Below are 15,070 nucleotides of genomic sequence, written 5' to 3'. Positions count from 1 at the left end.
CCCCAATTTGTTCTTATAAAAACTCAACAAGCTCTTTTTCTTCCTCAAGCTTTTTTTCTCTTGCAATTGGTTTTGTGATATCTTTTTTTGTTGAAGTTGCAGCCTCTAAAGCATCATCATGGGATGCGGCAAGGATGGGATCGCTGTAGGTGTCCACCAATTGCTCTACTTTTTGACGAAGTGGATCAGGATCAATGTCTCGTGCAATAAATTCTTCATGAATGAGAGGATAATCAACGTAATTAAGCTTTATTTTTGCCGCAGGAAATTCCCCTTTGACGCGCAAATATCCTTGTAGATCATTGATTACCTGAATTTGGGTTGGTAAAACCAATTGTTTTTCTTTAGTTTGACGAGAAACTGAAATCCCATCACGCATGGTGTTTGCCCCATAACTGATGGACTCATTCACCTCTTCAATTTCGTATGTACCAATATTGCGGGAGGCGTGCTCCGCATCAGTATGTTCGGGTAAGCGTAGGAACAATCGAGTCGAACACAGATTTGAAAGGGACGCGGCACCATCGTTACCATAAATGGTACGCAACTGGGATGCACCGTGATGACCTAATAAGAAGCAACCACCAAATTTGCGACTTTCTGATTTAACTGCGGCTAAAAAAGGTAAGGCATGCAAGGTAGCCAGCTCATCCAAAATAAACCAAACACGGCGGTTATCATCAGGCGCTAAACTTAAGAGTTCTTTGGTAGCAGTATTAATCCAGGCCGAAATTAGTGGTCTGATGGTTGGGTGTTTGCGCCCATCAGAACTGACAAACAAACAGGAATTATTCTGCTCATTCAAAATCCAGTCGCGAATCGAAAAGATGTCCCCATCATCTTTCAAATACAGTAAGGATTTTAAATAAGTAGCCATTACGGTTTTCACATTTAAAGCAGTCTTTTGTACTTTATCGGATACCAGAGATTCTGATTCAGTATGACGCAGTAAATGATGAATTCGACCTAAGTCTGCTGTGAGCAAATATTGCAATAACATCAGATTGGAGCGTTTAGGATCATTTTTTAGCTCATTGGCAGTCGAGACGAAAATCATACGCGCGGCTTTAATCCAAAAGGGATCCATGGTGTTATTGATGGGCATCGGCATGATGGCCTCAGCAAGTGCTTCAAGATCTGCTTTGTCTTCGCATTCTGCCCAGACATTCCAGGAATGGCCTCTCGTATCTAAGGGATTTAAAATTACATCTTGATGTTCACGATAAAAACGGGATAAATAAGTTCCTCCTTTATCATAAATAATCGCGCGCTCACCCCTAGCTTGTATTGTCGTCAATAGATCACGAATAGCAACAGTTTTACCAGATCCGGTGGTTCCGACTATTTGTATATGCTGGGTTTCAGAACCAAAGGGCAGAGATACACCACCAATCCGATAAGGAGAAATCCTGCTTGTCTTTTTGATGCACTTTTGTAACGTGTTTTCATCAACTAACTCACTGCCGCGAATGATCTTAGCTTTACTTTGATTTTCCCCTCTTTTTTGCAACCACTTAACCATGACAATTAACATCATGACAGAGGCAAATAGTGCCTCTATCATGCTCTTAAGTAGAGCTTGTTTTAATTGATTAACAATGCCGATGACCATGGGAGCTTTTACAATTTGCGCTGAATACACTGGATAAGATTCACCCGTTGGCATGCGAACCACTTGCTTGGCTTTGCTCTGTATTAAAGTCATTGCCTGGGCTTTAACCCATTGCTGGCCAATATAACGTTGATACGCACTGGTATTAAAATAAAAAGCGATGACTGAGAAAATAAAAAAAACTATCAGCATAGCAAGGCTTACTTTCTTACCTACCTGTGTGAACATGCGGACATTGTGCAAAAAGATTTGACCGCCGCGAATAAATAATTTTGTAGGATTTACCGCCATCATTGACTCCGAATCGATATAAAAAAAGTGAAAATCAGGCTACAATGAATAAAAAGGAGAAAATCCAATGGAGAAGAACTATAAAGGGCAAGTGATGATAAGCTCACTTGATGAATTGTCCCCTGAACAAAGAAAAAAACTGCGTTTGGCATCAATGGGAATCGGTTCTCTTGTTCTTTTAATTGTGGTGTTACTATTTCTTTGTTTTGGTGATTTCCCAAGTAACAAAGACTCCTTATTTTTTTACTGCACCGATTGGCTCTTATTCCTTGTGTCACCTTTAGCGGCTTTTGGGCTTGGTGCCTCTTTTGGCTTTGATTTGATGCTCTCAGATCTAGGCTTTGCATTTTCTTTTGGATCCTACGGTGGTTCATCACTAAACCAGCCGTTTTCCTCACATGAGTCGCCCAATTACCATCGTTCAAACCACTACGGCTCTTCTGTGAGCATAAACCCAAGCTCAGGTCGGCCGATGTCAGGAAGCAGTGGTATGGATACCTCTGGAAACCCTTATGGAACCCGATCCTGGTAAGCATCATTTTACGTCCTTGTTTGCCTGGGCAACGATGACATCCTGCATGACTTGCGACCCGTCTTGCACTATGCCCTCAACATTCTTGGACATCTCTGACTTGGCGCGTGCAAAATCCTTATCAACTGCACTAACCGAATCTTTATTGACGCTTCCTGCATTGATGTTCTTTGCTCGGTCATTGAACGTATTGGTATAATCCCCAAGGGCATGATCAACCCCCGCACTACCTGCAATACGACTTTTAAATCCTTCATTTTTTTGGTGCACTTGACTTTCGTTAATAGGATGATTTTTTTGAAATTGGCTGATTGATTGCGCGGTTTTTTCACCAACAAATTGTCTTGCATAAGACTGAGCTAATTCAGGATCGTGACGAATTAGCCATTCTGCCTGTTGCAACCCAATAGTGCCCTGACTATTAGGTGCACGATGATGTGATAACCAATCAATAAATCCTGTTTGAGCATCAAGATTAATAGATGCTGTTTGTTCGCTGGAAGTAGTTGCTTGTCGGTGATAACTCTCTGATTCGGAAAAACTCGCCACAGCTTCATCTCGATACTGCATAGATTTATCAAAGCCTGCTGAAAAGTTATTAGCCAAGCGTCCACTAAAATCATCAGAAGTGCGGAAATGATCGTCCTTGGTGGCTTGTCTTGCCTCATTCACCACATCTGTAAAATGGTGTTCCTCACTAAAGCGCCGCGCTTCATTCATCAAGCGTGCGTCTTGATGGGATTCTGATTTGTCCCGTTCATGACGCACATTTCCCCCAATCTCAATATTACCCTTTGCCCCAGGTACTGCAGAACCGGTTCCAAAACCAAACGATCCTCCTAAATTAATACTGGCAGCACTTAAAACTTTAGTCGCGTCATCCCGAGAAATATTATGATCGTGAGCAAAGGTATCAATGAGATTGGATATTTTTGATGCCGCCGCATTAAAGCCTGCTGAAGTGGATATTTGGTGTCCCTGCCCACTTTGTTCCCCATGTGATTGCGTTTCACCAAGCTCTGCCAGGCTTCTGAGTGATGCCGCATAGTGCTCTGATGAAGCAATTGATTTATTGAACCCAGCACTTTTAGCACTGTCGGATAATTCAGAAAATGCAGATCGCGTGCTTTCTCCTAATTGAATATTAAGCGGGGTATGCGAGGTCGCAGTTGCCATCGTCAGTGTTTCACTGCCATCACGCGATATTCGCGCAATTGAACCACTATCAAGGCTTGTTTCAATACCACCCAATGATATTCTGGCGTTTTGATCGTTATGAAAAGAACTGCTATTAAACCCATTATGATTAGCAAAACTGGTATTTCCGTAGCTGTAATTTCCCATTTGTGCTTCTTCTGCCGCAGAGGAGGCGGCATTTTGAACAATACCTGTTGGTTGTTGCGTGAGTGATACAAAACTACCCACGTGTCGACTGATTAACATATAACTCAATGTGGTTGTCGCCAAGACTAAGTAGCCTCCCAAGGCAGCCATATTTTCATAGACTTGATTCATGCCTGTTTGGTAGGCCAAAGTAGTCGCCCCTGTTGACACAAAGGACAATGAAAACTGCGCCAAAATAGTCATGATGTAGTTAATAACAGTAAACATCGGTGCCCATAGGGCAAGCCAGACATACAGTGTTGCGTAAAATTGAAAAAAAGAAATGCCGGAGGGAAAGGGGAAAAAAAACAAGACAAAAATAAAACACCCTATAACAATGCAAAATAAAAGACTTTGCAACATGGGCAACCAATAGGCGGACATTAGTCCAATGTTGCTGAGTGCCGCGGGTATTTTATCCTGTGCTCGACTGGCTGAAAAACTGTCTATGGCCGCTTTTGAATTCACACGTGCGCCCATAGAAAACACGCCATCGCGAATGGCGTTGGCCATCATATTTTGCCGAATAAGTGCTGCGGCATCACCTGACATGGCGGTTAAATGATTATAAGCTTGAGGTAAGTATTTTTCGAAATTAGCTAGGGCATCTGAATGATTGCCAAAAGCAAAACCTGCATACTTAGATTTGGCATCTTCAATCACGCCACTCCAGGCACTGTCTAATAAACTAGCGGCTTCCATACACGATTTAAATGAACCATCGTAAATAAACCCACGAGCAACAGAGGCATTGGATTTAACCAATTCCCAAATATCTCTTGCTTGATTAATGTCTTTTAAGCCATATCGTCCATACATCACATCATAGAACACGCATTGCTGCATGAACTTTTGCATGTTTGCATTAAACAACGGATCGGTTATTTTTATATTACTTGCTGATAAAAAGAGCTTCGCACCCATGATCATGCCTGTTTGGCTGTAATCCATATCGTTAGGTGAATGAAAGAAGAATTCAAAAAGCCGGGTTATTTTATCACTTAGCTGACTGCTTAATCCTCCTACAACACCCAAAACTAAGGGCACGTTATCAACCGTTAAATCTGGTCGCAGAGGATCAGTTCTATCGTGGATTTGCAAATTGCAGGTAGGTGTTAGAATAAATGAAATAACAAAAGCATATTTTAAAATAAAGAAGAACATACTGCGCACATCACGTTTTACAATAAATTGGCCAACAGTCCAAACCCCACCAATAATCAGTGCTGTTCTAAAAATCCCAAGTATTCCATCATAGTGAAACATAGCTGCGGTGGCGTTATAAAACGCCTTAAGTAACTCACCACCGGTAATCGTATAAATTTGCATCGTAACAGCCATTTCACTCACCTCATTTGATTAGCCCAACTCAAAGACTGAGTGAGCTCTGATGAAAATTCGCCTACAAGCATTTGCTCGATGGTTTGAGTTTCTTGAATCATCTGCATCGCCATGCTCATTCGCTGATGCGCGCTACCTTCCATTTGAACCAAGTCGCGACGAGCCTGGGTGAGATCAGTTTGAAACTCTTTCATTATTGCTTCTGGATATTGCAGAGCTCCTGCTGCTTGTTTAACGAGTTGCAGGTTTTCATTCAAATATTGAAATAAAATATCGATGGCAATGGCTTCTGAGTAACGTGTAGTGTCAATCACTGCACTGTCCTTCATAAAGGCCATTTGAACGCTGACCATTTTCATCACCGGATATTGTGTGGACTCAATTAATCCTTTAGCGGCCTCACTTTGCTCCACATTGTCTTTAATCTTGCTTGCCATATCCAAAATCAGATCACGAACTTTTGATTCAAGACCATGACTGATATCAATGTTTTTACTGGTTAAGGTGGGTTGTAAGCATTTGACCTTTTCATCACATTGATAGATTTTTACCTCGCCACCGCGTAAAAGAGCGCTGATTAAATTGTTATTACTTACTAAGGAAGACAGGCGTTGGACATGCACCCCTTCTGCATCGCGAGTCAGAATTAAGGTGCCTGATAAGGTCATCATGAGTTGAGCTAATTCGATATCATCTGCAAATAAGCCGTTTTTCTTTAACGCATTCCACGCCACATTGGTATTATCAACTACCTGCTCATTGCTGCTGTTTTCATTAATCACTCTGTCGTAATCATAATTACTGGAGCCTTTACCACAGCCTTGTCGTGCCTCGGCCCAGTCTGAAAAGAGATTTTTGGATTGACCGATGGATTGGCAGGCATGTTGTTGTGCAATACGGGTGCGTGGGGCTAAACCCAGTACGGCACTTTCCGCGGTTGCGCACGAGCTGATATTGGTTTGGTTCACCCAGGTAGCCACGTTTTGTAATTTGGTTGCCACATTACCTAAAAGAGGAGTTGCTTGCTCTAGGGCCAATTGGAAGGCAAGACCTTGTGAGTTGTTCAATATATTCTTGGTAAAATCGACAAATTCTTTACCTTTGATGTGAGAAAACCCACCTAACGTGGCATCTATGCCGCCACAGCCTGCGGACACTTTAGGCCAGCTCAAACGCATGATTTGCAGATTACGTACGCTGCTTCTAGCGTATAAATTACCGCCAGTATAAAAACCAGCACGCTGCGCTTGGTAAGCATGCGGCTCTGTTACATTCGCGCCCATATTAAGAGCTTTAAAATAACCAGTTAAATCCTCACCTATTGATTTGCTGTACACTTGTCCGATGCCAAGTGCACCGATTAACCCACAAGACAGAAGAATTTTTTTCATAAAGGCACCTCTTTGTCATGTATCTGGCTAATTTTTAGTAACCGATTGGTTAGTTCGCCTTCATCAATAGTGCCTTCAGTAACAAGACTCGCCACTTGGCTCTTTGGGTTAATCAAAAAAAGAGAAGGATAAACACTGACTTGAAATACCTTCGTTTGTCCTTCATTCATCACCGCATCAGGAAAGGATGGTAAAAAGCCTCCATCAACAGAAATAGCAACTACGCTAAAGCCATAGTGTTGACTCAAGCGTTTGAGCGTGGGTGCAAAGCGTTGACAATGAGGACAACTCGAACTGAAAAAAAAGAAAAATCCTTGATGTTTGGCAAGGGCATGAAGCGGTGCATTATCAATATCGGCGTATAGGCTTGATGAAAATAACGTTCCTAATATTAGAAAAATAGCTAATTTATTGCGCATTGTAATCTCCCGATTGAAAAGCGTTGCTTGCCATTAAAATGTTTTCCTTCAATTCCGACTGGCTGACTAAGCCATAAGCAACTGGCATGGTTTTTTTAGATACTGGATTAAGAGCAAAAACCGCAGGAATGTGTTTAACACCCATCTGAGTTGCCTGACCGGAATCAACTCGTGAGTTAGGTAACATCGGGGAGATGCGATTGGTCATGGCAATTGGAATAACAGTCATGTGATAACTGTTCGCAAAATCACTCACTACTTGGGCCATGCGCTCGCTAAATGGTTCACCACCTTCATAGAAATACAACAAACCAGATGTTTGACTAATTTGAGTAATCGCCTTTTCCTTTTGCATGCTGTTTTGCTGGTTGTAGATATCACGTGCTGCACTACTGCTCGGATTAATAAGACTTTCATCCTGATCGGGGTTTATTAGCAGATCGAGCATCCATTTCTCAGAAAACAGATTAGCCTGTGCCACAATCAATCGTTGTAATCGTCTTGCACGAGCAATATTTTCAGGAGTTGGATTTAAAATAGCTTGTGCGCGAGCCTGTTGCACTCTATTACCAATCAATTTCCATGTTTTATCAGGATCGGCAGGTTTACTTACATGTGAAGGTGCCACTGACTCGGTTTGTGGTTTATTCTTGACTTCCTCTTTGGGATCCTTATGCCAATACCAACCTTCCTCATGCTCATTAAGATAAGGCTGCTCGGCGTACAAAAAAGGACTCACGCTAACCAACAAAACAAAAAACCATCTAGCCATTGATGTCTCCTTGATTGTAAAATTGATTAAGGCGCTGGCTTATTCCATTGGCAGTCTGTTGGTAATCCGGTTGTTTTTGTTTATTTTTTACCTCCTCATAAAATTCTGAAAAATCAATGGCTTCGAAGTGAATTAATTGCAATTGCTCAGGCGTAATACCCGAGCAATTTGAATATTTATTTTGGCCAAAACCAATATGTAACTGATCACGTCTTCCTTGTACTTGAACCATACGGGCTAATTTAGATTGGAAGACACAGTAAGTCTGGTGATGATCGACACAGACCGAGCCAATAGGGAGTTTTTTGCGTTTAAAACAATATTCACCCGTAGGTACTACCAGTTTGTTTTCTCGAGCTTTTCCCAGTTTTTTCTCAGCATCACTACACTGTGCCAGCTCAAGATCCAGACCCCACCCCTTATCACTGCAACAATTTTTAAAATGGAGCATTGTTGTTGAACATTCAAGCAATTGACCTTTGAAAATAAAATTGGCATTGCCATCAAAGTCTTTTGAGGCATCCGAGGCGGCGGATAAGGTGGACATTGCTTTTTTAAAATCGTCTTCATTGGCTGGGGTTAGTTCATGTTTCGCGCAATTACCATCCAAACAAAAAGCATCCTCGCCACACAACAGTTGGTTGTCAGTACATTGGTTTATCGGGCATTGATACGTTTGCTGATGGGTTGTGCAAAGTCCTGCTTCTTCTTTCACACAAGTTGAAGCAGTCTGCTCACATCCTTGATTAACTAGGTTATCGCACGTATTTTGCTCCTGACTACCACCACAGGTGTAGGATGCTCTCTCTTTCCAGCAAGGGCGGGTCAATGGAACATCGCCAATAATCCGTGTTTGATTGGGCTCAGTGCATGTTAGAGGCTCAGTAATATGACACAACCCCTCTTTTTCTTTGTTTTGCAAATGTTGGCATTGGTCGTCCCAATACTCTTTGCTTTCATAAATTTCTACCGTCATCGAAACGGAGTGAACATAGGGCACTGTGCAGCGACCGAATCGACAATTGCCAACAGACAATGATAGGGTGGGATTGGCGCATGTAGCTGTTTGCTCAACAACCACTAATTTCTTTTCATCAAGGAAACTGACCTTCACCATGGCGCAATTGGCAGGCAATAGAATCGCTGGTGCTGGTGCTAAATCCTTATAAATCGTATAGCAAGGAGTTTTGCCTTGTTGGCAGGTATCCGCTTGTGCCAGATTAACTGAGACTTTAAAAGGGGTATTCCTCATACCTCCTTTTCGCAGGTATAGACTGTAACTTTCTGTTTTGTAGGGGGAAACATCTAACCTTAAGTGTCTTGCACAATGCAATACACCTAATACCTTGCTAGACAGGCATGTTTTTTCCTGCCATGAGTAATGGCATTCTTTGGGTTTTAAAGAGCAGGTGGTTTTATCGGTATTTTGACCATGCATAATCGCATCTCCATTTTCCGCGATTTGATTTAACTTTTGCATTGATTCCGAGGCAGGATTTACTTGATACAAGGGGCGATGATTAAAACTTTCGCCTACTGCCTTTCCTGCATCATTCTGAGCCACGGCAGTTTGCGAATCGGCTTCAAGACCTGTGCTTGCCTGCGTGACGCCACTATAATAATGTTCTTGCGGCAGATTGGCTTGATAGCCAGGAAACTGGCTCAGATCCAGTGCTTTTAATAAATCAATGGATTGATTGGTATGGCTTGTTCCGGTCTGAACGCCTTCTTGATACGCCTGATTCAAATCAAGTGCAAAAACCTGTGAACAAAGGATTAAAAAAACTAAAACGAAGCCTTTCATTAGATTAATTCCCCTCTTAACCGAAGAATCATTTGATCCAACACGGGGTCTTCTGACTGCTCATCTCCCCTCATTTTTTCCAAAGCATAGTCCAGCGATACATCACCATAAAGACTGTCGTAACTCACCGGTTTGCAATCCATATTGGCAGGACAAGCAGGGGTGTCTTTCACATAAACCACTGCAGGAACCATAGCGATATCAAAGGTTTTAAAAAGAATAGGATCAAGCTGCATCCCAATTCCTGTTTTTTTACTGAGCGTTTGAATAGCCGTCATCGTTTCTTTAAACGAATTATGAATTAGTCCCCGAATCACAGGTGTTGCTCCACTTTTTTTACATTGTAAAAGCCAGGCTTTTAGACTTTTTTCTGGCATTGAAAACGATAAGAACACGAGTACCTGACTGACTTTTTTTAAGTGGGTTACAATGGGCTCCTGTGTTTTTATGACTTGATGCATCTCGCCGGTAAATTCTGCAATTTGACCCGATTTTTCTGAAGTCTCAAGAGACTTACTGATTTGCTTTATTTCATTTGTAAAAGCATTGGCGCGATTTTTTGTATTCGCCTCAATAGACGCAATATAGGCTTCATCTTCTGCAAGTGCAGGAAATGACAACAAAAATAATGCAACCAAGAAAGAAGTGTTCATTCGTATTGTTTTCATCACATCTCCTAATCGTTAAAAGGCGCAACAATTGCGTTTGCGCCAGATCAGATACCCAAAATCCTCGCCCTTAAACGGATATTCGTGCCCTGCCTCCCATAGGGTCGTAGCACGCCCAAGGGGATAACAGGCATTAGTAGTCGGTAAAGGATTGACCATTTGATAGCGGTAACGTGATTTGGGCAAAATAGGGGAATAATGAGTATGACAAATGGATTTTGCGCTGCTTGTCGAATCGTCAAGTCCTACTGTGTCTTCCAATAGTCCCTGGCGGTGCAGTTTAAAATTCATACGCTCAGACAGTAAGACTGATGCCTGAACCCCGCCAACATGTTCTTGCACATGCCCCGTTAAAGGGTACATGCTTCCCTGAGCTCCTGCGCACCAAAAGAGTTTGTCAATGGCACTGCCCAATAAAGCGGTACTTGAATCAGCAGCGCAAGCCGCTTGTGCGGGTAAACTACCAAACAATACCGCCTCAGGATTAATGACGAAACCCAGCTCATCGTCATTCCACATCACATCCAATTCACTCGGATAAGCAATGTCAAAGTCTCCTTTTTCAACACAAATCCCATCAGTTAACACATTCAACCAATACATCAATGGGAACTTGTACCAGTGCACGTGGTAAAATGATTGATTGGATAAATTACTATCTGTTTCCACCGCACCTTTGCGGTAATACTTGCCAAAATTTAAAGAAATTCCCCCTAAATTAACTAAGCAAAATGGGGTTCTGGTTACATCCACTAAGTTAACAGGCTCCCAATAACCCATTGTTAATCCCAATCTCGGTATAGGATTTCCTGGGCATTCACAAACAGGCAGTTTGGGATTTTTAGTGTCTGGCAAATGATTGGAGGAAACGAGATTAGCTTGCCCTAAACTGAACGGGAACAAACACGACCAACAGACATCAGTAATGGGATTTACAAAACGACCATGACAAGATCCTGCTTGGGTCAACCCAGAAGCTAAAAAAGCAATAAGAATAAAAAAGGCTTTCATACAGTCACCTCATTAATTTGCAACCGCTTCCCTGCTTGAAAAACCCGCGCCGGCAAATACTTTATTTGAAATTTGGCAACCAAAAATCCATTTAAATCAAAATAAATAGCTTGCTTTAATTGATTCGCAACTTCCTTTACAGAGCCTGAGGTGAGGATTAATTTTACTTTTTGGTGCTGCGTTAATTCCTGGGTAACCCATGCAACCTGTGCCTCATCATCCCCGTCAAAAAACAGGAGAGTGCTACTCAAGCCCACTCTATCCAGGGGGTTAATTACAGTGCCTTGTTTAACAATCACTTGGCCGTGACTGTCCTTCACATCGTAAGGCACAGCAAGTGATGGATTAAAAAACCACGTTCTATTGTCTTCTGCTCTCGGCAAACGAATAGGTGTTGGGCGTGCCACATGTTCTTTTACCCGTTTTTTAAACTCAGATTGTACGGTCTTCCATTCCCCATTAACCTGCATCCCCTTCATTTTTTGCTGGATGTACTCTAAAAAATCTATTTCAGCAATTTCAAAGGTTTTGCCAAAGACACCATAGTCTTTAGCCTCTGCAAAAGGGAGATAGAGCATGCAAATAATCAACAGAAGCTTTTTCACGATTTATGCTCCAATTTGATCATCGTCATGAGGGTGGCTGTATAATCAGTGCTGCCTTTAATGACCGCTTCTCTTGGTAATAACACCAACGATTTGGAATGGGACAAGTCTTGTAACGCTGATTCCAAACGATGCGAAAATGCTTTAATTTCTGCTTCTTTCTCAAGGTTGGAATGATTTTTTTGCGCTTCCTCTTTGATAAATTGGGAGGTGATTGACAAGATATCAATGGTTGCAATATCTGGCCGCCTCAAAGCACTAAAAAAAATCCCATTAACTAAGATACTGGTGATGAGTGCGGTCAAAAGAGATACTTGAGTTGTCTTAAACATAGCCATACACCTCCAGGGCAACTTTGGAAATGGCATCAGCCAATGGCAAACCTGTTGCCATTAATCGTTTCAAGGCCTCGACTTCAGGACCACGTGTAGTGTTTAAGACGCGTGAAAATGGATCGACAATCAAACGATGCACTGTTGAATTCTCTTCACACATCATTAAAAACTCAGAGTATTCATTAGTTATTTTAAGGCTTCGGATTAAACGCTCGCCATAAGCATCCAACTGATTACTCGTTTTTAAAGTGTCAATCGTACTTTTGGAGGCACCTAAAAAGATTTTATAATAGGCGTTGTCGTAACACATTTTGGCAGTTGGATTGTTTTCATAATCATCTAAGCCATGAGTCACTGTAATAAAATTACCACCGTATTTAGGCGCACGCCTATAGCCCTCGTTAACAAAGTTAGCACTGCCACCCGTACCATTGTCTGAAAGTAATTCGTAGGATTCATCAATCAAGCAGCTTTTGGGAATGTGCTTTGGCGTGTAATACATCGCATTGGTGATTTGATACATTAAGATTTTCAATACAATGCGCTGCAAATCCTTATTTCCATCAAGACCACCCAACTCTAAAATGACTAAATTTCTTTTAAAATCGAGCGAACAAGGCGGTTCAAAATAACTGCCATAACGACCGTTTTTAGTATAGCTATACAACAGGCGCCCAATATTTTGAGAAATAGGATCGTTACTACTTTCTAAGTGATGAGCAATAAGAGTAATAGTTGTAGCATTGTGATGTTGTCGCCACATCGCCTCAATGGCTTTCTCAATATGACTTCGTTCTTCATCACTGACGTTACCTGATGGTCTTGCCATCATACCTACAAGTTGTATTAGCTGATTGTGAACGTCTTTAAATGCAGTATCATTTTTGGCTTGTGCATCAATTGTAGAAAAGAGGTTTAGGCTAATTTCAGTGTCATGATTAAAATCAATAAGCTGTCCGTTCAACATCTCACAAGATTTAGCGTATGAACCGCCCACATCAATGATATAAACAAAGCCCCCCTGGGATAACAGACTTTGAATGTAGTCATTCATTAAAAAGGATTTTCCTTTTCCAGGAGGAGCTACAATAGCGACATTATAGTTTCTGACTACGTTGTCAAAAAAATAAATAGCGGTAAATTGCCCTCGTCTTTGTGGATAGACCTGAGCAAATCGTCCTGCCCCTTTCCATTCCCCCTGGATAGGTAATAAGTTAACCGTATTAAAACTGGTTAAAGGTCTTACCCGTCCAAATGATTTGTAATCATCAAACATACCTTCAGCAGGTGCAAAGGGCATGGAGGCTAGAAGTGTTTGTAACTGCAAACCTGTTGGCGTGCGTAAATCAAATTGGTTACCACGAAATACATCCTTGGCACGTCGTACATCGCGACGGACATTGGCAGGTGTTGTAAACAATAAAACGTTATAATAGGAATCAACCAAAGAATCATCGCCACTGAGCCGCTCTCTTAACTCCTCAATTTCTGCGTATTTTTTGTTAAAATTTTTGACCCATTTGGCAATAAAAGGTTGTTTGGCATTTTGCCCTTCATCAGCATACTTGGCATCTAATGCCGCCATCACCTTGTCTTTATCTTTAATTCGTATTGCAAAACTAAAAAGAAAGGGACAACTTATTTGCAAAGAGGTATTAAACATTTTTCCAAATAAATCACCCAGTTGCCATTGCACAGGGGATTTAGGATATTGCCTAACGGACAAGCATTTAATCACCCTCGTATCTTCTTCTCGCTCAATCTCTATTTGATTGGATTTAACCCGCATACTCGCTTCAATGTCAGTCAGTTGAAAACGAATTTCAGTATTGGTATCGTAATTGGTTTTTTCTTCATACAAGCTGTCGGTTGGAAAGAGCCACTCCCGCTTTAAGCTAATCACTTCTTCAATAGACAGTTCTTTACAAATAATATTGACTGACTTTAGATTGTTGCTGATGTCTTCGCGCAAACTACCAAGCAACAAGCGATCGTCTTCTATGGATTTGCGCGGAATTGAAATACATAAAAATAAACGAAAATCACGCAAGACAAAATTGCTTTCTTTAGTTAATGAGCTGTACACCCCTTTGCGGTAAAATTCAGCTCGTCGGTGTGCCAGGGCTTTTAAAACCTCACTGCCTTGATTGCGTTGATGTTCCATTTCATCAATCATGTGGCCAATTTTAGGCGATGCCCAAAACAAAGCATGAAAACAACTTTCCGGTGGCAAAATATCCGTTAATATACTGGTGAGAATAGTCACTGTTTCTTCACTGGCACCAATCAGTGTCGAGCATTCAAACATCATATGAGATGCCTGTTTGTAAGGATAAATATCAGCTTCTGAATCGTAAACCTCGTCAGGTAAATAAGGTGCTAAGCAATAAGTATCCAACAGCGCTTCGATTTGCTTTTTATGATGCGCATCAGTCATGCCAAGCTCTTCTCGCAATGTTTCCAATAGCGAGCCTGTTGCATGACTTAAAATAGTGCTTGTTTTTTTAACTGCAAGACGCGCTTTTTTTATAGTTGACAACATAATGGCTCCCCTTATTTTAAAGCCAATTGTGACTGCTGCATCCACTGTCCTTCCTTAACAACGCTGTACACTCGATTGGCTTGATGATAATTGCCATCAGTGTCTTCATAAGGTGCTATCCAAAGAGGCATCACCCCTTCTCCATAACGCACAGGCTGACCAGGTCGCCCATCCATCACCAAAGGATTTCGGCTGGGGGTTACAGCCAGGGATTTGCCCTTACCATTCACCATGTCATAAACCTGATCCATACGTTTGCACGTTCCTCCATTGGGAGCTGGGCAATCAAAGTCCTCATTCAATTTGGCGCAACCGGTCAAAACAACACAGGGCAACAGTAATAAAGTAGTTAAAATTTTCATGA

At 41.7% G+C, this 15,070-nt stretch carries 13 protein-coding genes; 1 reads left to right on the top strand and 12 read right to left on the bottom strand.

Annotated features, from left to right (window positions below; translation table 11 throughout):
* Positions 1-13: 13 nt before the first annotated feature.
* Positions 14-1,903 carry a type IV conjugative transfer system coupling protein TraD gene (gene traD / locus OQI99_RS02110; protein WP_015444246.1) on the bottom strand — a complete coding sequence of 630 codons (1,890 nt, stop codon included), beginning with the start codon at positions 1,901-1,903 and terminating at the stop codon, positions 14-16.
* A 67-nt stretch (positions 1,904-1,970) separates the two neighbouring features.
* On the opposite strand from traD, the gene OQI99_RS02105 reads away from it, so the two are divergent.
* Positions 1,971-2,435 (top strand): hypothetical protein, encoded by a 465-nt coding sequence (locus OQI99_RS02105; protein ID WP_021437030.1) that lies wholly within the window; start codon positions 1,971-1,973, stop codon positions 2,433-2,435.
* Positions 2,436-2,438: 3 nt separating this feature from the next.
* Here OQI99_RS02105 and OQI99_RS02100 read toward each other — a convergent pair whose 3' ends face one another.
* The 11 genes from OQI99_RS02100 to traV are packed head-to-tail and all read right to left on the bottom strand — an operon-like array spanning position 2,439 to position 15,068.
* Positions 2,439-5,159 (bottom strand): conjugal transfer protein TraG N-terminal domain-containing protein, encoded by a 2,721-nt coding sequence (locus OQI99_RS02100; RefSeq protein ID WP_015444244.1) that lies wholly within the window; start codon positions 5,157-5,159, stop codon positions 2,439-2,441.
* 5 nt (positions 5,160-5,164) lie between these two features.
* Complete coding sequence (locus tag OQI99_RS02095; RefSeq protein ID WP_010947793.1) at positions 5,165-6,550, bottom strand: conjugal transfer protein TraH; 1,386 nt, start codon at positions 6,548-6,550, stop codon at positions 5,165-5,167.
* Positions 6,547-6,969: a type-F conjugative transfer system pilin assembly thiol-disulfide isomerase TrbB gene (trbB, locus tag OQI99_RS02090; RefSeq protein WP_010947794.1), complete on the bottom strand. Its 423-nt coding sequence runs from the start codon at positions 6,967-6,969 to the stop codon at positions 6,547-6,549. The genes OQI99_RS02095 and trbB overlap by 4 nt, the downstream gene beginning before the upstream one ends.
* Positions 6,959-7,741: a type-F conjugative transfer system pilin assembly protein TraF gene (gene traF / locus OQI99_RS02085; protein WP_010947795.1), complete on the bottom strand. Its 783-nt coding sequence runs from the start codon at positions 7,739-7,741 to the stop codon at positions 6,959-6,961. The genes trbB and traF overlap by 11 nt, the downstream gene beginning before the upstream one ends.
* On the bottom strand, positions 7,734-9,545 hold the full coding sequence (gene traN, locus OQI99_RS02080; RefSeq protein WP_010947796.1) for a type-F conjugative transfer system mating-pair stabilization protein TraN: 1,812 nt from the start codon (positions 9,543-9,545) through the stop codon (positions 7,734-7,736). The genes traF and traN overlap by 8 nt, the downstream gene beginning before the upstream one ends.
* On the bottom strand, positions 9,545-10,213 hold the full coding sequence (trbC, locus tag OQI99_RS02075) for a type-F conjugative transfer system pilin assembly protein TrbC (RefSeq protein WP_015444243.1): 669 nt from the start codon (positions 10,211-10,213) through the stop codon (positions 9,545-9,547). Before trbC ends, traN begins: the two co-directional genes overlap by 1 nt.
* A 15-nt stretch (positions 10,214-10,228) precedes the next feature.
* Positions 10,229-11,224, bottom strand: a complete 996-nt coding sequence (traU, locus tag OQI99_RS02070) for a conjugal transfer pilus assembly protein TraU (RefSeq protein WP_010947798.1) — start codon at positions 11,222-11,224, stop codon at positions 10,229-10,231.
* Positions 11,221-11,829 carry a type-F conjugative transfer system protein TraW gene (gene traW, locus OQI99_RS02065; protein ID WP_010947799.1) on the bottom strand — a complete coding sequence of 203 codons (609 nt, stop codon included), beginning with the start codon at positions 11,827-11,829 and terminating at the stop codon, positions 11,221-11,223. The genes traU and traW overlap by 4 nt, the downstream gene beginning before the upstream one ends.
* Entirely contained in the window at positions 11,826-12,161 is a 336-nt protein-coding gene (locus OQI99_RS02060; RefSeq protein ID WP_015444242.1) for a TrbI F-type domain-containing protein, read from the bottom strand. Before OQI99_RS02060 ends, traW begins: the two co-directional genes overlap by 4 nt.
* Positions 12,154-14,706: a type IV secretion system protein TraC gene (gene traC, locus OQI99_RS02055; RefSeq protein ID WP_015444241.1), complete on the bottom strand. Its 2,553-nt coding sequence runs from the start codon at positions 14,704-14,706 to the stop codon at positions 12,154-12,156. Before traC ends, OQI99_RS02060 begins: the two co-directional genes overlap by 8 nt.
* Before the next feature lie 11 nt (positions 14,707-14,717).
* Positions 14,718-15,068: a type IV conjugative transfer system lipoprotein TraV gene (traV, locus tag OQI99_RS02050; protein WP_010947801.1), complete on the bottom strand. Its 351-nt coding sequence runs from the start codon at positions 15,066-15,068 to the stop codon at positions 14,718-14,720.
* Positions 15,069-15,070 lie beyond the last annotated feature (2 nt).

This window comes from Legionella sp. PATHC039, assembly GCF_026191275.1.
Classification (GTDB): domain Bacteria; phylum Pseudomonadota; class Gammaproteobacteria; order Legionellales; family Legionellaceae; genus Legionella; species Legionella pneumophila.
Note: the sequence above shows the minus strand (reverse complement) of the source record. Positions and strands in the feature narration are given on the sequence as shown.